This window comes from Asticcacaulis benevestitus DSM 16100 = ATCC BAA-896, assembly GCF_000376105.1.
In the GTDB taxonomy this organism is placed as follows: Bacteria; Pseudomonadota; Alphaproteobacteria; order Caulobacterales; family Caulobacteraceae; genus Asticcacaulis; species Asticcacaulis benevestitus.
The window spans coordinates 23,535-39,955 of sequence record NZ_AQWM01000034.1; the positions used below are offsets into that span (position 1 = coordinate 23,535).

The following is a 16,421-nucleotide window of genomic DNA, read 5'->3' on the forward strand; positions in this document are numbered from 1 at the left end:
AACGTCAAGATCGTCGCAAAAAATATTATAGTCAGTCCGGCGGAAAAGTGCCGCCCGCACATCTAATTATAATACAATTTAATTGACCCTGACGGATCAAAAGGTTAGGTCATAACAACACAAGACATACGGAAACCGACCATGGACACTACCGCTCCCCTCGCCTCACCTGTCAATGCCCGGACCACGATCCGCAAGATCGAAACCTTCGCCGTGCCGCCGCGCTGGCTGTTCGTGCGCATCGAGAGCGATGATGGCGCGGTCGGCTGGGGCGAGGCCTCGCTGGAAGGTCATACCGAGGCCACGGAAGCCACCTTCGCCGAAATCCGCGAACGCTTTATCGGTCACGATGCCGACCGTATCGAGGATATGTGGCAGGTGTTCTATCGCCTGGGCTTCTATCGCGGCGGTCCGGTGCTGATGTCGGCTTTGTCAGGTTTCGATCAGGCGCTGTGGGATCTGAAGGCCCGCCGCCTGGGCGTGCCGGTTTGGCAATTGCTCGGCGGCCAGGTGCGCGATCGCGTGCAGGTTTACGCCTGGATCGGTGGCGACCGTCCATCAGACGTCATCGACGCCGGCAAGTCGCGCCTGGCGCAAGGCTTCAAGGCCGTCAAGATGAATGCCTCGGAAGACATGGGCTGGCTCGATTCGCCCCGCGTTCTGAATGAGGTGCTGGAGCGCTTCACTTCGGTGCAGTCGCTTGGTCTCGATGTCGGCATGGACTTCCACGGTCGTGTCCACAAGCCGATGGCCAAGCAACTGGCGCACGCGCTGGAACCCCTGCATCCGCTGTTCATCGAGGAGCCGCTGCTGAGCGAGCATATCGAGGCCATTGAGCAGTTGTCGAAACTGACCACCACGCCGATCGCCCTGGGTGAGCGCCTGTACAGCCGCTGGGATTTCAAGCCGTTTTTGGAGCGCGCCTGCGTCGATATCATCCAGCCCGACCTCAGCCACGCCGGCGGAATTTCGGAGTGCCGCCGCATCGCCGCCATGGCCGAGGCCTATGACGTCGCCATCGCCCCGCACTCGCCACTCGGGCCACTGGCACTGGGCGCCTGTATGCAACTGGCCATCGCCACGCCGAACCACGTCATTCAGGAGATGTCGCTCGGCATCCACTACAATACCAATGGCCACGACCTGCTGTCCTATATGAAGAACCCGGAAGTGTTCGATGTGAAGGATGGCTATGTCGAGGCCTTGATGGGCCCCGGACTCGGTGTCGAGATCGACGAGGCCAAGGTGCGCGAAATGGCGAAGGATTGCCCGCCCTGGCGCAATCCGGTTTGGCGCGGGCCGGATGGTTATGTGAGAGAGTGGTAGCTTAAGAAGGTAAGTTTTATCCACAGATTACACAGATTACACAGATTAAAGCGCGCCAGCGCCTTCTCTGTAATTGCCCAACTCAGGTGCGCTTTAGGCACTCAGCGAGCGGCGCAAGCGCCAAAAAATCTGTGCAATCTGTGGATCACCTTCTTCTCTTGCTCTCCGCAAAAGCACACCGTAAAAAGCCTAAACTCAGACAAAACAGGATCAGGAAACTATGTCCGATATTATCCGCCGCTCCGCTCCAGGCGCCATTCTCGGTGAAGGCCCGCTGTGGTCGAAGCGCGATCAGTGCGTCTACTGGGTCGATATCCTGTCGCACAATCTCCACGCCTATTACCTCAATGGCGAAAGCAAGACGTGGCATTTCCCCGAGCCGATCGGGTGGGTGATCGAGCGCGAAGCTGGCGGTTTCATCGCCGGGCTTATGAGCGGTTTCGCCGAAGTCACACTTGAACCTCTGACCATCAGGCATATCGCTACCCCCTACCCGCACGAGCCGGAAAATCGCCTGAACGACGCCAAGGCCGATGACCGCGGTCGCATCTGGGCCGGTTCGATGCACAAGCCGATCACCAAGGTGTCCGGTGGTTTTTACCGCCTCAATACCGACCTGTCGTGGCAGGAGGTCGATGGCCCGTACAAGATCGCCAATGGGCCAACCTTCTCGGCCGATCACGCCACGGTCTATCACACCGACTCTGGCAAATCCGAAATCTATGTCTTTGATGTGATCGACGGCGAACTGGCCAATAAGCGCGTTTGGCAGACCTTCCCCGATGATCTGGGCGGCCCCGACGGCATGACGACCGACGCCCAAGGTGGCATCTGGGTCGCTCACTGGGGAATTGGCCGCGTGACGCGCTTCAATTCAGACGCCAGCGAGGACTTCCATATCGACCTGCCCGCCAAGCAAACGACCAGCCTGTGCTTCGCCGGTGATGCGCTGGATCGGGTGTTCGTGACCTCGGCAGCCGAGAACCTGCCGGAAGATCGTGAAGCTGGGACACTGTTTGAAATACCTTCTGATCTCCTGCGCGGCCATACGGGCATGGAACCGCAAAAGTTTGGTGGCTAAGGCTTATCGGCGGTGGTAAACCCGCCCCGTAACCCATGATTTGAGCCCCAGACAGAGTCGAAGACAGACATATGACCTACGCCGCCCCCGCCCTGATCGCCGCCGATTGGGGAACCACCAATTTCCGCCTGTTTCTCTTCGGGACCGATGGCGAGATCATCGCCAAGCACACGGCCAATATCGGCCTGAAAAACCTTGGCGTCCTGACCTTCGAGCAGGCGCTGCTCTCGGTCATGAAGGGCGATTTCGACCGTCCTGACCTGCCCATCCTGCTCTCGGGCATGGTCGGTTCGCGCACCGGCTGGGTTGAGGCGCCGTATCAGTCCTGCCCCTCCAGCCTGGCCGATATCGCCGCCCATCTGGTCACCGCCCCGTCCGACAGGCTGAAGGTCAGGATCGTGCCGGGCCTGTGCGCCTCGGCCGATCACGAAGGCCTGCTCAACGTCATGCGCGGCGAAGAAACCCAGCTCTTCGGACTGGGAGACGGCGTCTTCGTCCTGCCCGGCACCCATTCCAAGTGGGCCAAGGTGGAAGGCAGCGTCATCGAAGGCTTCAGTTCCTACATGACCGGCGAAATGTTCCAGGTCCTGAAACGTAACTCCATCCTGGGCGACCTGATGGATAACGATAAGGACGACGAAGAGGCCTTCAAGCTGGGCGTTGATCGCGCCATGGCCGATAAGTCCTTCCTCTCGCTCGTCTTCTCAGTGCGTACAGAGGGCCTGTTCGGTCATATCGCCCCGGAAAGCCTGTCCTCCTATCTTTCCGGTTTGCTAATCGGCTCGGAGATTCGCGCCGAAAGCATCCGCCACGGCATCCGCCCGGTTGGCATTGTCGGCGACGGCAGCCTGTCCAAACTCTACAAGCGCGCTCTGAACCACACCGGCTTCACCGACGTCACCATCCACGATGGCGATACGGCCGCCGCCGGTGGTCTGTGGGCCATCGCACAGCAAGGAAAACTGGTACTATGACATTAAATGAACAGTGGCAGGACGCCCTGAGAACCCTGCCCCTGGTGGCGATCCTGCGCGGGCTGCGTCCTGATGAAGCGCTTGGCGTCGGCGAAATGCTGGTCGAGGCCGGCTTCAAGATCGTCGAAGTGCCGCTCAACTCGCCTGAACCGTTCGATTCGATTAAGCTGCTGGCGCAGGCCCTGGGCAAGCGCGCAATCGTCGGGGGCGGTACTGTGCTGAACGTTGCCTCCGTCGAGACGCTGCACGCGGTTGGTGGCCAAATCTGCATCTCGCCCAATGCCAATCCGGACGTCATCCGCCGCACAAAACAGCTCGGCATGATCTCCTTCCCGGCCTTCTTCACCCCGACCGAGGCCTTTTCGGCTATCGACGCCGGCGCCGACGCCATCAAGCTGTTCCCTGCCGAACTGGCCGGCACCACCGGTCTGAAAGCGATGAAGGCCGTTCTACCAAAGGATCTGCCAGTTTTCCCGGTCGGCGGTGTCACGCCTGACAATATGAAGGATTTCATCGATGCCGGCGCTGCCGGTTTCGGCATCGGCTCGGCTGTCTTCAAGCCAGGCGACACGCCGGAGATCGTCTACAACAAGGCCAAGGCCTTTGTCGACGGCTGGAACGCGTTGCACAAGGCCTAGTTGATCATCGCTGCGCAATAGGCTGAATAGGCTGCGCAGTCCGGATATAACGATCAGGCTGCGGCTTGTTCGGCGAAGTCGAGTCGCGCCTGTTTTATCTGCGCATGATGTGCGGCGGCCCACGCCATCAGTCCCATCAGAGGCGGCATCATCGATTCGCCCATCGGCGTCAGGCGGTACTCGACGCTTGGCGGCACGGTCGGGAAAACGTGCCGGCTGACCAGCCCATCGGCCTGCAAATCACGCAGGGTCTGGGTCAGCATACGCTGCGAAATATCGGGCACGGCGCGCTTCAGTTCGCCGAAACGATGCGGCTTTGAGCCGAGCGCCACCATCAACAGGCTCGACCACTTGTCGCCGATATGATCCATGACATCGCGCACAGGGCATTTGCTGCTGTCCACCTTGCCGCCGACGCTTTGCATGACGCCCTGCATCGCCGCCAACAGGTCTGGCGTAATATGGGTTGGTTCCTTCAAGGTAACTATCTCCCGAAAAACTGCCGTCTTTACAAGTGATCCATACGTACTATTTTACACGTGGTCTCAATTCGTAACTAGATATCACAAAGGAACCACCATGTCCAACCTTCTCGTCACCGGCGCCAATGGCAAGCTTGGCCGTCATGTCGTCTCGCTTCTGCTTGAGGCCGGCAAAGACCACATCATCGCCGCGTCGCGCGACACCGCCAAACTGGCCGATCTCGCCGCCAAGGGGTCTGAAACCCGCCGCGTCGATTTCGATGACGCGGGCTCGTTGGCCGAAGCCTTCAAGGGGGTCGACCGCGTGCTGATCATCTCGACCGACGCGCACGGTTTAGGACAGCGCCTCACCCAGCACAAGGCCGCCGTCCAGGCCGCCGCTGAGGCCGGTACCGAGATCGTCTATACCTCCATGACGAAGCCGGAGACCTCGGCGGTTATCTTCGCACCCGATCATGCCGGCACTGAGCAGGCTATCCTGGACAGCGGCGCGCCTTACACGATCCTGCGCAACGCCTGGTATCAGGAAAACCTGTTCATGAACCTGCCGGCCGCCTTCGCTTCCGGCACGCTCTACACCTCCGCCGGCGATGGCAAGCTGTCGCACGTCTCCCGTGCCGATGCCGCCCGTGCGGCCGCCGCCGCGCTCAGCAAGCCCGCCGCCAATCAAACCCTGACCATCACGGGACCTGAATTGCTGACCACTCAGCAGATCGCTGATCTTGCTTCTGAGATCGTCGGCAAGCCGCTGGCCGTGGTCAATCTGAGCGACGAACAACTGGCCGGTGGCATGAAGGCGGCGGGCGTGCCCGAAGCCATCGTTCCCATGCTGGTTTCCTTCGACACCAACACCCGCGAAGGTGGTTTCGATATCCTGACCCATGACGTCGAGGCCCTGACCGGCCGCAAACCGGAAGCCCTGCGCGTCTTCCTAGAGGCCAATAAAGCGGCGTTCTGATACTTGCCCGATCGCGCATGTCCGGTTATCACACGGACATGCGCATCCTGCCCGTAGAACCCCACCGCATCCCTGCCCTGTCGGCGCTCGCCATGGAAACCTTCAGCGAAACCTTCGGCCATCTCTATCCGCCGGAGGATCTGCACGCCTTCCTGCAAAAATCCTACGCGCCGGAGCAGGTGGCAAACGAAGTGGCGGACACCACCCAGTTCTGGCGCATCGTCTATGATGGCGATACGGCCGTCGCTTATCTGCATTGCGGCCCCGTCGGCCTGCCGCACCCGGATGCCGACCCGACGCAGGCGGGCGAAGTAAAACGCCTCTATGTTCATTCCACCCAGCAGGGCAAAGGTCTCGGCAAAACACTGCTGAAGCTGGCCATGGACTGGCTGACCGAAACCTATGGCGTTGCCCCCCAGTGGATCGGCGTCTGGAGCGAGAACCTCAAGGCCCAGGCGCTTTATAACAGCCATGGTTTCGAACGCGTTGGTGCGTATCAGTTCCCCGTCGGCCGTGTGCTGGACGATGAATTTATCCTGCGGCGTAGACCTTAGACCACCCGCGCAGCCATGCCACCAGCGCCCACGCATAGCCCTCGTTCTTGAGATGCGTGATCACCTCTAACGGGCTGAGCCAGACCAATTCGTGATCGGCCTCACACTTGGCTTCAGGCTTTTCACCCAACAGCGTGATCTCGAAGAAATGGGCGTGGTTGTTGTAAGGCGTACCATCCTCGTGGATGAAGTAGTGCTTCAGATCCGTGATCGGCTGTCCGACCTCGACCAGGAGGCCGGTTTCTTCGCCGAATTCGCGCACCACCGCCTGCTGCGGCGTCTCGCCCAGATCAACCGCGCCGCCGGGAAAATCATACTCATACGGCCCGTAACCGATGCGCACGCAGGCGAGTTTGCCATCGCGCGCCAATAAGCCATAGGCGCCGGTGCGTGCGCCATAGGTCAGGGCCGGATCAGGCGTGCCGAACTGCTTAATCGTTACCATAGAGTACACCATAAGGATCGGCCACCTTATTGCCAACGAAGTCGTCATAGACGGCTGGCTTGTAGCCCACCGGCATGGTCTTGGAATCGCGCCAGGCATCGAGCAGGACATCGCGCAGATTGGCCGCGCCCTCGCCCAGCCGCGCCGCCATAAAGGCCTTGCCGCGTGGATCGCCTTCCTTGAAGCCGCCGTCTTTTTCTAGCTGATAAAGCGGCACGACCTGCGCATAGCCCTGCTTCAGGCGCGCCTTGACGCAGACATCGACAGCCTCCGTGCACGGTGTATAGGCCGGCATGTTAGCGCGAATATCGGCCGCGCTGATGTTCGCACGCACATAGTCGCCCTCCAGCGGTCCATGGATACGCTGGGCTGTGAACCCGTTCGGGTTCTCGCTCTCAGTCCAGCCATTATAGTTGACGCTGAGATGCAGGGGTTGGGTGGCGTCACCGACATAGTGCGCCAGCACACCGATATCGCTCAGCGTCAGATGCTCACGACGCACGCGATCAGCATGATACCAGGCCCTTTTCACCTTGTCGGTCTCGCGCGTCTCCATCAGGCTGAGCACGCGCCAGTAGGCCATGTCCTTCACGACCTGCTGATAGGCGTCGATGGTGGCATAGGGCAGATAACCCGACTTGGCGGGGTCGATTCCCTTGGCGCGCAGGCTGGCTTCAAACTCCGACTTGGTTTTGGGCAAATCGTCGAGCGTCTGGCCGGCCAGAGTCAGGCCGTCCTTGTCGAGATCGATGAAGTGCGCCGGCGTGCGCTCGGCGTCATGCACATCGCCGGCACCGCGCCAGCGATCGGGCTCGCGGGCATATTCGCCGATATCGGCGATGGCGGCCGGATTGCGCAGGAAGGCGGGCACATAGGTTGGCAGCGCGCGCACGGCCTCTTCGGCCAGCATGCGGTGTCCGGCGGCGCCCCAGGCCCAGGCGGCACCGGCTATGGCGGCGCCTGTCAGGAAGGTGGCAGCGAGTAGTTTGAAGCGCATAGTGATAGCCCCATAAGATCCACCCCCGGATTTATGACAAACTTAGTCGTACTCAGTCCGTTTCAGGTGCAAGCGTGACCTGCAAACCGTTCAGATCATCCCGCATCAGAATCTGGCACGAGAGACGCGAATTGCGCTTCACATTGAAGGCTTCATCGAGTTTCTCGTCTTCCTCGTCCGACTTCGGAATCAGCTTACCGACCCAGTCACCATCGACATAGACGTGACATGTGGCACATTCGAGACAGCCACCGCATTCCGCCTTGATCGACAGGCCGTTGTCGCGGATAATTTCCATGATCCGCCAGCCTTCGAGCGCCGGCAGAGTATGAACCACGCCGTCGCGGTCGGTACAGATGATGTGCAGCTCTTCGTCGCTCATGATGCCGGTATCTTTGTTCTGGATGGCAGATAGGTGGTGCGCGCCCGCGTTTAAAGGCGCGATCCCTCCCTGCCAAGCAAAAAAAGCCGCCTAGCGGCTCAAAGAGCGCAGATGCAGGGCATGCAGATAGGCCGCAACGTCATGGAGGGCCGCGTTCATCGCCGATTGCACGTTCTCCAGCCGACGCTCGGCGCCATGCACATCCCCGCACTCCGCCGCCTCCGCCGCCGCTGCCAAGAGCCCGGCACCAATGCCGGCCGCCGCCCCCTTGATGGTATGAGCGGCATCGCGCCACCCCTCATGCGCGGTGGTTAGGAGTGGCGCCCACAGTTCGCACTGGTGTTGGAAGATGTGCAGCACCTCCTCTATCACCACCGCATCACTCAGGGTATAGGCTTCCAGATGACCGAAATCGACAACGCCGGTAAGATCGCGCAGGGCCATGAAGGTCTCCGTCCGTGCCGTGAATCAGAAGAACACTATTATACGGGTATGGGACAGCGGCAAGACCTCCCAACCTCTTGTTTTTCGGGCCTTTTGAAAAAACTTGGATAAATCTGTTTTTGCACTTGCCATGGGAAAATAATTGGCTATGTTCCGCGCCTCACCGACGGGGTCACCAAGCCCGCCGGTCGCTCCTTAAGGAGCACTGCTTAAAGAGAAGTGGTTCGGGTGTGTAGCTCAGTTGGTAGAGCAGCTGACTCTTAATCAGCGGGTCCACGGTTCGAGTCCGTGCCCACCCACCACTTCTCCTTCCGCCGAGGTCCGGCGATGTTGAAAAAATCCTCTAAAATACGGCACTTTAGCGCTCATGACGTTCGTGAGTGTACGGCCTTAACCGGCCTAAAAGAAGCACGAGCAAAGCGAGATAACGCTAAGTCGGTGCGTCGTCGCCCGGAGTGCGGTGGCGATACCACGCTCCCGTCAGCCCTTTCAGGCCCTCCAGCGCCACAAGCATGACCGGTCCTGAAAGAAGAGCCAGACCGATCATCGGCAAGGACGGCGCTTCGAAGCTGAAGAGATGGCGTGCGAACTGCAGGCTCAAGGCGACGGTCAGGATCACGACCACAGCAACGAAGACAATGACCAACGTACGGTTTGGCCGGCTTATCGCCGCCAGGATGGAGACCGCACGTGAACGATTGACCAGCACCAGGCTCAGAATGACCGCGACCAGCGCCACAAATGTCAAGGCCCGAACGGCGTCAACCGGCAATCCGGCCCACAAGCCAAATGTCAGTACGAACACGACCGCCCCCAGAGCGAGAAGTCCTTGGATCACACCCCGGCTGATAAAGGCAAAGGAAAACATAGGCCTCTCCGGATCGCGCGGCGGGCGACGCATTACATCGTCCTCCTCGGTTTCCGCCTCGAAGACGAGCGTGCACACCGGATCAATGATCATTTCGAGAAAGGCGATATGCACCGGCCCCAGCAGGATCGGCAGGCCGAAGACAAGGGGCAGTAACGCCAGACCTGCAATCGGTACATGAACCGCCAGAATGAAGGTCACCGCCTTGTGCAGATTGTCATAGATGCGCCGCCCCAGCCGAATGGCCTTAACGATCGAGCCAAAATCATCGTCAAGCAAAACGATCGCCGCCGCTTCCCGCGCCACATCCGTACCGCGCTGCCCCATGGCAATGCCGATATGCGCCGCCTTGAGTGTGGGGGCGTCATTGACGCCATCCCCCGTCATCGCTACCACCTCGCCATGTCCTTTCAAAGCTTCGACGATGCGCAGTTTCTGTTGCGGCATGATGCGGGCGAAAACGGTCGTCGTCTCGATTCGGCGGCCTAGGTCGGCGTCCCCCATCGCCGCCAGTTCGTCGCCCGTCATGACCTCCGCCGCGTCAATGCCGGCTTGAGTCGCGATGGCGCGCGCCGTCACCGGATAGTCGCCCGTAATCATGACCACACGGATACCGGCCGTCCGGCACTCCGCCACGGCCGCCGGCACGGAGGGTCTTAAGGTATCGGCCAGCCCTACCAGACCAAGATATTCAAAGGCGAAGCCGTGCTGGTCCTTCAGTTGCAATGGCCGAACAGCCGATGCCCTCGCCACACCCAGAACGCGCAACCCTTCCGCCGCCATGACGTCGGCGTCACGCAAAAGCCGCGCGTAGCTGTCCTTGTCCAGGCGGCAAAGTCCGGCAATCGCTTCCGGAGCGCCCTTGCCGGCCACCACCAGATCTTCGCCCTCCCCTGCCTGCCAGACATTGGTCATCGCCAAAAGATCCGGATGCAGGCCAAAGGTCTGAACCAGTTGCAAGTCGCTAGCTGCGCCACCCGAACGAAAAGCGTGGAGCGCCTTTTCCATAGGATCGAATGGCTCGCGTGCGCTGGCCAGGACACCGAAACGCGCGAGATCCTGAAAGGCGGGCGGTAGAGCCTCGTCGGAGGCTTTGAAAATTACACCGTCAGCCCCTCGCAGCTCGGCCACCCGCATGACGTTCTCGGTCAGGGTGCCGGTCTTATCCGTGCAGAGAACCGTGGCCGCGCCCAGGGTCTCGATGGCCGCCGCCCGTCGGGTCAGCACCCGGGCGCGGGAAATCCGCCACGCGCCCATCGCCATGAAGATGGTGACTACGACGGGAAATTCCTCGGGCAGCATCGACATCCCTACGGCAATGCCCGCGAGCAGCGCCTCCAGCCAACTGCCACGAAACAAGCCGTAAAGGATCATGACCGCCAGACTGATAAGTCCGCCGCCGATGGCAAAGACGCGCACGAGCCGTCCCATTTCCCGCTTCAGCCTTGGTGGCTCCGTCGCGAGTTCACTCAGGCTCTGGCCGATACGGCCGATCTGACTGCGCGGCCCGGTGGCGATCACCTCGGCCACGCCTGCGCCACGCACCACCATTGAACCGGAATAGACATAGGGCAGATCATCACCGCCAGGCGGCGCAAAAGCGCCCCCTGCGGCCGCCGCTATCTTCCTCACCGGCACAGCTTCACCGGTGAGCAGGGATTCGTCGGTTTGCAGGCTCTGGCACTCGACCACGCGGCCATCGGCCGGCACACGGTCGCCTTCACTGAGCACCAGCAGATCGCCGGCCACCACGTCCCTGCCGGCGATCCTTAATCGCTCGCCATCACGGATCACCAAAGCTCGCGGGCTCGTCAGGTCGCGCAGCGCCTCAAGCACACGCTCCGTGCGCGCCTCCTGCACCACGGTGATGGCAACCGAAAAAAGAGCCAGCACCATCAGAATGATCGCTTCGCTCAGGTCACCGAGGCAGAGATAGATCACGCCGCCTGCGATCAGCAAGGCCAGCATCGGCTCGCGGATGACCTCAAGGGCGATCCGCAACGGGGTCCGCCGGTCCTGGCGCGGCAATTCATTGGCACCGTCCCGTAGCAGTCGCGCCTTTGCTTCGGCCGCACTCAGACCGGAGCCTGTCTCGTCTGTCGGCCTGAGCATGGTGCCTCCTGATAAATACCGGCGCGGCAGCGCTCCTTTTGTTCTATGGTATTTTTACACAGGGAGCGCCTTGATCTGGATCAAACGCGGGGGATTTGATTGGGATCAAAGCCAACACAGACGACATCCCGCATATAGCTCCCATCGCAGGACCAACCGGGTTCCACCACATTTGACGAGGAGAGTCTTTATGACGCGCACCATGAAAGCCGCCGTGGTCCGGAAGTTCGGGACAGCCCTGGCCATAGAGGACGTTCCTATCCCCGTCCCTGGTTTCGGAGAGGTTCTCGTCAAGGTCATAGCCTGCGGCGTCTGTCATACCGACCTGCACGCTGCCCATGGCGACTGGCCGATCAAGCCACAACCACCCTTTATTCCGGGCCACGAGGTCGCTGGCGTCGTTGCGGGCATGGGGCCGGGCGTCACTGGACTGAAAGAAGGCGACGCCGTCGGTGTCGCCTGGCTGCACCACGCCTGTGGGCACTGTGAGTATTGCGAAACGGGCTGGGAAACCCTCTGCGAGCAGCAGCAAAACACCGGCTATAGCTGCAACGGCGGATTTGCCGAGTATGTCATTGCCGCTGCCGCTTTCGTGGCACGCCTGCCCTCAAACGTGGGATTTGCTGACATTGCCCCCATTTTGTGCGCCGGCGTCACCACCTACAAAGGCCTGAAAGAGACCGAAGCGCGCCCCGGAGAATGGGTGGCTATTTCAGGTGTCGGCGGATTGGGGCATGTGGCCATACAATATGCCAAGGCCATGGGCCTTTACGTCGCCGCCATCGACATTTCACCCGACAAACTGGCTCTGGCCCGCTCGGTCGGGGCCGATATCGCAATAGATGGCCGATCACCAGACGCCGTCGCGGATATCCTGAAAGCCACCGGCGGCGGCGCGCATGGCGTTCTGGTCACGGCGGTTTCACCGCCCGCCTTTTCGCAAGCCCTCAGTGTGGTGCGGCGTAAAGGGACCGTCAGTCTGGTCGGGCTGCCGCCCGGCGACTTTCCGACGCCGATCTTCGACGTTGTCCTGAAACGTATCACAGTGCGTGGCTCCATCGTGGGCACGCGGCGCGATCTCGATGAAGCCGTTGCCTTCGCTGCCGCCGGCAAGGTCAAGGCCGATATCAAGAAGGCGCCCCTGGAAGATATCAACACCATCTTCTCCGATCTGACGGCAGGGACGATCGAAGGCCGGATGGTGCTGGATTTTTCCTGAGCGTGCCGTCGTGAGCGAACCAGATGTGGACTGCCGAACTGGACCGGGCTGTGCCAGGCCTCGTTCGCCAGGACGCGCTCATCCCATGATGAAATCGTAGGAAAGTTGCCGAGCGGTATCGGGACGAGGCCTTCCGATGTCTTACACAGCCGACTGCATATTCAGTGTGCCGTAGTGATGTTTCCGACGTCACTTAACAGTAAGATCGCATCTACTCCACCCGTTTTAGGTGACAATCGACAAACCGACCCTTAATGGGCAAGGAGAAGCGGAATTCGCGAGTGCTTTAGAAGATGATTGCTCACACCTCCTAAAATCATCTCGCCAAAATGACCGTGGCCATAAGCCCCCATTACCAACAGATCCGCCCCCAGGTCGTTAGCCTTTTCGAGCAGAATATGGCCTATGCCGTGCGCGACGCGCTCACAGTGAATGAACTCGGCAGAAATCCCGTGAACCGCCAGATAGCGGACGATATCGGCGTCACCCATCGTATCGACAGGATCGCTCATACCCTCGATACTGACCAAGTAGACGCTTTCAGCATGCAAAAGGTAAGGCAGGGCAGCTCGAAGGGCGCGTGATGCTGTCAAGCTACCGTCCCAGGCTATCGCAACCTTGCGCGCGAAACCCGTCGTTGACAGGGCGGCTCCGGGCAATCTCGGAATGGCCAAAACCGGGCTGCCCGTCTTAAACAGGGCCGTCAACACGGTTTCAAGATTGCCGTCAGGGCTGTTATCATAGCCTACGACAATTATATCTACGGAACGCCCGTCCTTTGGCAGGCACTCCGCCGTCGTCCCGACCAAGGTTCGAAAACTTGCCTGTGCGAGGCCCGCCACCGCCTTGACACTATCTTCGACAAGCTCAACAGAATGGGCCTGTGAAAGGTTCGTGACGGATTTAAGGGCCGTCTCGGTCAATTCGCGGGCGCTTTGTTCCAGGATTTTGACTGCGGCCCCATCTGGATATTGACCTGATGCATAACCGGCGCCAATTGTCGCAGCATAAAGTATGGGGGGCTCGGCGAGATGCAAAACCCGAAGGCTGCCCTTGACCGTGTGCGTAAGATTGAAGGCCGTAATCAGCGCATTCGCTTCATCGGCGTTGCCGCTGTAAACGCAAAGGATGGATTTTATAGACATGATGTTGATCCTATCTGATGGATTGCAGAATAGGCCAGCGCCTAGATTTCGGTTTGTCTGTAATCAAATCCAGTAAATATATGCTCGCGCACGGCTATGTGTTCGCACACCAAGGCGTGATCCCCTTGCGCCACATCAGACCCAATAGGATAAGGGCCGCAATGCCTGCGCCCAGGCTCAAGCCAGACGACGTGCTGTCCGTCGACTGTCCCGTCCTTGTCCAAAAATGCAAGGTTACGCCCCTAAATGGCTGGCTCATGTCCGAACCACTATGTCGGAGACAGGTCGGCGCAATGACTTGGGCAAGTTTTGATCCAGCTTGGCATAGCCAAATCGCAAAACGAAATCAGGACGGGCGTTTGGTGCGCCTAACCATTTGGCGAAGCCGCTCCGCACAGAAGCCACCTCAATCGGTTGATTGATAACGGCATATTTCATACCCAGCACCGCGATTTGCAGCGTAAATCTCTGGACGGAACGGCCGACCTTGATCCAGTGGTCGCGATCGGCTTTGTCACCGATAAATACAGCCACACCTGAAGAGGATGCCATCTGTCTCGCATATTTGTCGTTTTCAGACTTTTCAGTGAAAACGAGCGGGAACATGGCATTGCCCACCCATGTGGGAAGCTGAGGACTCCCCGATGCCGCGCTGAACAATCCGTCCCGACTTGCCATAGCGTCCTTTTCGTTGAAACGTATCCAGCGCTTCAGCTCCTCGCAAAACGCCGGGGCTTCCATTTGCCGGCTATTGCCCTGAACGACAAAATCTCTAATCGCATTCAGTTTTGGAGGGGCGGTCTCAATGACAATCGAAACGCCATCAACTGCGCAGGCCGTTTCCAGTTGTTTGATATCTGCCAAGGGAACTGCAGCCCCCGAATATTCGGAGCGCGTGCACTGGCGCCTTGGAATGGCTTGAAACAAGTTGGAAGGGCTTGATCGCGACTGCCCAAGCTCGACATCGAGGCGCCCCTCCCCTGCAGCGTTAAAGACAGCTTTTGCAGACCGGCCAGTACCTTCCGCAGCTAAAGCCAGATTTTCCACCGCGCAGCCCAGGCTGACAAACAGGTGGTGATCATCAGGATCAACAACCGGTGTTCGGCGACTGAGGTCAGGCAGGACTGCGATACGGGACGGTGCGACAACGAAACGCCAGGCCTGTGTATTGTGACCATTGCCGGCCAGAGCGGCGAAGCGGATCAGTTCAACACTATCGGGGTGAGCCGCCAACGGCGATCGAATAGTCTCGGCTAAGCTTGTATAGGTCGACTTCGCCAGGCTTGGCACGCAACCTGTGACCGCACTTGCCGCGCCCAGAGCCATGACTTCGCGACGGGTGGACATGAGTTGTCTTTCTAGGTTTCGAAGTGTTTAAAATGAAAAAAGGAGAGCATGGCAAACCGGGAGAAGCTGAGCGCACCAGGCGAATGACGTCCCGACGCCGATCATGACGCCGAAAACTCTCGGCATCGACCCAAAGAGGTTGAACATCGGCATTGCGACACAAATCGGCGCAAGCGCGCCATGAGCCAAGAGTTTTATCCCTAGGGGCGCCTCAATTCAAGGGTTCGGCGTGTGCGAAAACGCCCCAGGTTTCAGGCCATCGCTGCTTCAGTTCAATTTCCAACCATCAAGCTTTTGGTGAACGATCGATACGGAAACGTCGGGGTCAACATGACAGTGAAGAAGAACAATCAAGCCTTTCCCCGTGCTGCGGGCACGAATGTCGTGCACATCTTTTACGAACTCGATGCGTGACAATGAGGTCTCAATGAAGTCCTGCAAAGGCGCGAGATAACCGGCATCTACTTCCGCCCGTCAAGGGACGAGGGAATAAGAGGCTCGATGGGGGTTTCAATTTCGATTTCCTCACCCACCTCACTGCAGATATCCCTCCATCGTCTCTATAGAACAATCCGATTGACTCTAAATCTATATATCATGTAAGCTTGATGTGTGGATAAAAAACAATCAATCGCGGCGTTCGACGCCCTAAGCCAAGAAACGCGGCTTGATGCTTTGCGCCTGCTCATTCAGGCTGGACCCGAAGGTATTGCCGCTGGCGAAGTCGGTGAGCGTCTCGGCATCAAGCAAAACACGATGTCAGCTAATCTCAAAGTCTTGATGCAGGCCGACCTTGTGACGACCGTTCGGGATGGCCGCTCCATTCGGTACGTTGCCAATTACACGGCCGTGCAGGGCTTGGTCCTGTTTCTGATGAAAGACTGCTGCGGCGGCCGGCAGGATCTGTGTCAGCCTGTCCTCGATCAACTCGTTTGCGAATGCTGAGGTAAAGGGAAATGACCGCCAAGAACGTTCTCTTTCTGTGTACGCATAACTCCGCGCGCTCCATCCTGTCCGAGGCTATCCTGAATGCCAAAGGCGGCGATCGCTACAAAGCCTATTCCGCCGGCAGCGCGCCGAAGACCGCGCCGAATCCGGACGGCCTGGCGCTGCTCAGGGAACGCGGTCACCCGACAGACGCCCTGACGTCCAAATCCTGGGACGTATTCGCCGAACCCGGCGCGCCGGTGCTAGAGCATTTTCCGATCACATTGACTGGTAGCCAGAGTTTTTGAGGTAGTTGGTACATTCCGGGCTCTCGAAAAGTTTGAGGATTTCCCCAATCCGCTTAAACAGTCCGTCTACGGTTCTTTCGGCAGCTTTTCTCAACAAGGTTTTGAGTTTGGCAAAGACTTGCTCAATAGGATTGAAGTCTGGGGAATAAGGGGGAAGATAGAGTACCTTTGCGCCAATTGCCTCTATGATATCCCTGACCCCTGCAACCTTGTG

Annotated in this window: 19 protein-coding genes and 1 tRNA gene; 10 read left to right on the forward strand and 10 right to left on the reverse strand. The window is 59.2% G+C overall.

Features of this window, described 5'->3' with window-relative positions; translation table 11 throughout:
- Nucleotides 1–141: 141 nt before the first annotated feature.
- The 4 genes from dgoD (at nt 142) to B060_RS0119615 (ending at nt 4,019) form a co-directional block, all read left to right on the forward strand.
- On the forward strand, nt 142–1,326 hold the full coding sequence (gene dgoD / locus B060_RS0119600; protein WP_018083512.1) for a galactonate dehydratase: 1,185 nt from the start codon (nt 142–144) through the stop codon (nt 1,324–1,326).
- Nucleotides 1,327–1,546: 220 nt separating this feature from the next.
- Complete coding sequence (locus B060_RS0119605) at nt 1,547–2,407, forward strand: SMP-30/gluconolactonase/LRE family protein (RefSeq protein ID WP_018083513.1); 861 nt, start codon at nt 1,547–1,549, stop codon at nt 2,405–2,407.
- Nucleotides 2,408–2,478: 71 nt separating this feature from the next.
- Complete coding sequence (locus B060_RS0119610; protein WP_018083514.1) at nt 2,479–3,381, forward strand: 2-dehydro-3-deoxygalactonokinase; 903 nt, start codon at nt 2,479–2,481, stop codon at nt 3,379–3,381.
- Nucleotides 3,378–4,019 (forward strand): 2-dehydro-3-deoxy-6-phosphogalactonate aldolase, encoded by a 642-nt coding sequence (locus B060_RS0119615; RefSeq protein ID WP_018083515.1) that lies wholly within the window; start codon nt 3,378–3,380, stop codon nt 4,017–4,019. The genes B060_RS0119610 and B060_RS0119615 overlap by 4 nt, the downstream gene beginning before the upstream one ends.
- Nucleotides 4,020–4,072: 53 nt before the next feature.
- Here B060_RS0119615 and B060_RS0119620 read toward each other — a convergent pair whose 3' ends face one another.
- Nucleotides 4,073–4,498 carry a winged helix-turn-helix transcriptional regulator gene (locus tag B060_RS0119620; RefSeq protein WP_018083516.1) on the reverse strand — a complete coding sequence of 142 codons (426 nt, stop codon included), beginning with the start codon at nt 4,496–4,498 and terminating at the stop codon, nt 4,073–4,075.
- Between the two features lie 100 nt (nt 4,499–4,598).
- On the opposite strand from B060_RS0119620, the gene B060_RS0119625 reads away from it, so the two are divergent.
- On the forward strand, nt 4,599–5,459 hold the full coding sequence (locus B060_RS0119625; RefSeq protein WP_018083517.1) for an SDR family oxidoreductase: 861 nt from the start codon (nt 4,599–4,601) through the stop codon (nt 5,457–5,459).
- Nucleotides 5,460–5,476: 17 nt separating this feature from the next.
- Entirely contained in the window at nt 5,477–6,013 is a 537-nt protein-coding gene (locus B060_RS0119630) for a GNAT family N-acetyltransferase (RefSeq protein ID WP_018083518.1), read from the forward strand.
- On the opposite strand, the gene B060_RS0119635 is transcribed toward B060_RS0119630, so the two are convergent.
- The 4 genes from B060_RS0119635 to B060_RS0119650 form a co-directional block, all read right to left on the reverse strand.
- On the reverse strand, nt 5,991–6,458 hold the full coding sequence (locus B060_RS0119635) for an NUDIX domain-containing protein (RefSeq protein ID WP_018083519.1): 468 nt from the start codon (nt 6,456–6,458) through the stop codon (nt 5,991–5,993). The genes B060_RS0119630 and B060_RS0119635 overlap by 23 nt on opposite strands.
- Nucleotides 6,445–7,455, reverse strand: a complete 1,011-nt coding sequence (locus tag B060_RS0119640; RefSeq protein WP_018083520.1) for a phospholipase C/P1 nuclease family protein — start codon at nt 7,453–7,455, stop codon at nt 6,445–6,447. The genes B060_RS0119635 and B060_RS0119640 overlap by 14 nt, the downstream gene beginning before the upstream one ends.
- 52 nt (nt 7,456–7,507) lie before the next feature.
- The gene (locus tag B060_RS0119645) at nt 7,508–7,837 is read right to left on the reverse strand and encodes a 2Fe-2S iron-sulfur cluster-binding protein (RefSeq protein WP_018083521.1); all 330 of its coding nucleotides are present in this window, start codon (nt 7,835–7,837) and stop codon (nt 7,508–7,510) included.
- Between the two features lie 90 nt (nt 7,838–7,927).
- Nucleotides 7,928–8,281, reverse strand: coding sequence for a hypothetical protein (locus B060_RS0119650; protein ID WP_018083522.1), 354 nt, complete (start codon nt 8,279–8,281; stop codon nt 7,928–7,930).
- Between the two features lie 226 nt (nt 8,282–8,507).
- Between B060_RS0119650 and B060_RS0119655 the strand changes: the two genes are divergently transcribed.
- Nucleotides 8,508–8,583: transfer RNA gene (locus tag B060_RS0119655), tRNA-Lys, on the forward strand.
- A gap of 128 nt (nt 8,584–8,711) precedes the next feature.
- Here the strand turns inward: B060_RS0119655 and B060_RS0119660 are convergent.
- A complete protein-coding gene (locus B060_RS0119660; RefSeq protein ID WP_018083523.1) occupies nt 8,712–11,261 on the reverse strand; it encodes a cation-translocating P-type ATPase in 2,550 nt (849 codons plus the stop codon).
- Between the two features lie 190 nt (nt 11,262–11,451).
- Here B060_RS0119660 and adhP point away from each other — a divergent pair, with 190 nt between their 5' ends.
- Nucleotides 11,452–12,480, forward strand: coding sequence for an alcohol dehydrogenase AdhP (gene adhP / locus B060_RS0119665; RefSeq protein WP_018083524.1), 1,029 nt, complete (start codon nt 11,452–11,454; stop codon nt 12,478–12,480).
- Between the two features lie 251 nt (nt 12,481–12,731).
- Here the strand turns inward: adhP and B060_RS0119670 are convergent, their stop codons facing one another.
- The 3 genes from B060_RS0119670 to B060_RS28510 all read right to left on the reverse strand — a co-directional run bounded on the left by B060_RS0119670 (nt 12,732) and on the right by B060_RS28510 (nt 15,362).
- Nucleotides 12,732–13,625: a universal stress protein gene (locus tag B060_RS0119670; protein WP_018083525.1), complete on the reverse strand. Its 894-nt coding sequence runs from the start codon at nt 13,623–13,625 to the stop codon at nt 12,732–12,734.
- Nucleotides 13,626–13,880: 255 nt separating this feature from the next.
- Nucleotides 13,881–14,972 (reverse strand): Acg family FMN-binding oxidoreductase, encoded by a 1,092-nt coding sequence (locus B060_RS0119675; protein WP_018083526.1) that lies wholly within the window; start codon nt 14,970–14,972, stop codon nt 13,881–13,883.
- A 267-nt stretch (nt 14,973–15,239) separates the two neighbouring features.
- Nucleotides 15,240–15,362, reverse strand: a complete 123-nt coding sequence (locus B060_RS28510) for a hypothetical protein (RefSeq protein ID WP_413783256.1) — start codon at nt 15,360–15,362, stop codon at nt 15,240–15,242.
- Between the two features lie 222 nt (nt 15,363–15,584).
- On the opposite strand from B060_RS28510, the gene B060_RS0119685 reads away from it, so the two are divergent.
- Together B060_RS0119685 and B060_RS25280 are read left to right on the forward strand one after the other, a co-directional pair.
- Nucleotides 15,585–15,917: an ArsR/SmtB family transcription factor gene (locus tag B060_RS0119685; RefSeq protein ID WP_026173005.1), complete on the forward strand. Its 333-nt coding sequence runs from the start codon at nt 15,585–15,587 to the stop codon at nt 15,915–15,917.
- Between the two features lie 11 nt (nt 15,918–15,928).
- Nucleotides 15,929–16,207 (forward strand): arsenate reductase/protein-tyrosine-phosphatase family protein, encoded by a 279-nt coding sequence (locus B060_RS25280; protein ID WP_018083530.1) that lies wholly within the window; start codon nt 15,929–15,931, stop codon nt 16,205–16,207.
- Here the strand turns inward: B060_RS25280 and B060_RS26780 are convergent.
- Nucleotides 16,179–16,421: transposase (locus tag B060_RS26780; RefSeq protein WP_018083531.1), on the reverse strand; the 243-nt coding region annotated here is incomplete at its 5' end. The genes B060_RS25280 and B060_RS26780 overlap by 29 nt on opposite strands.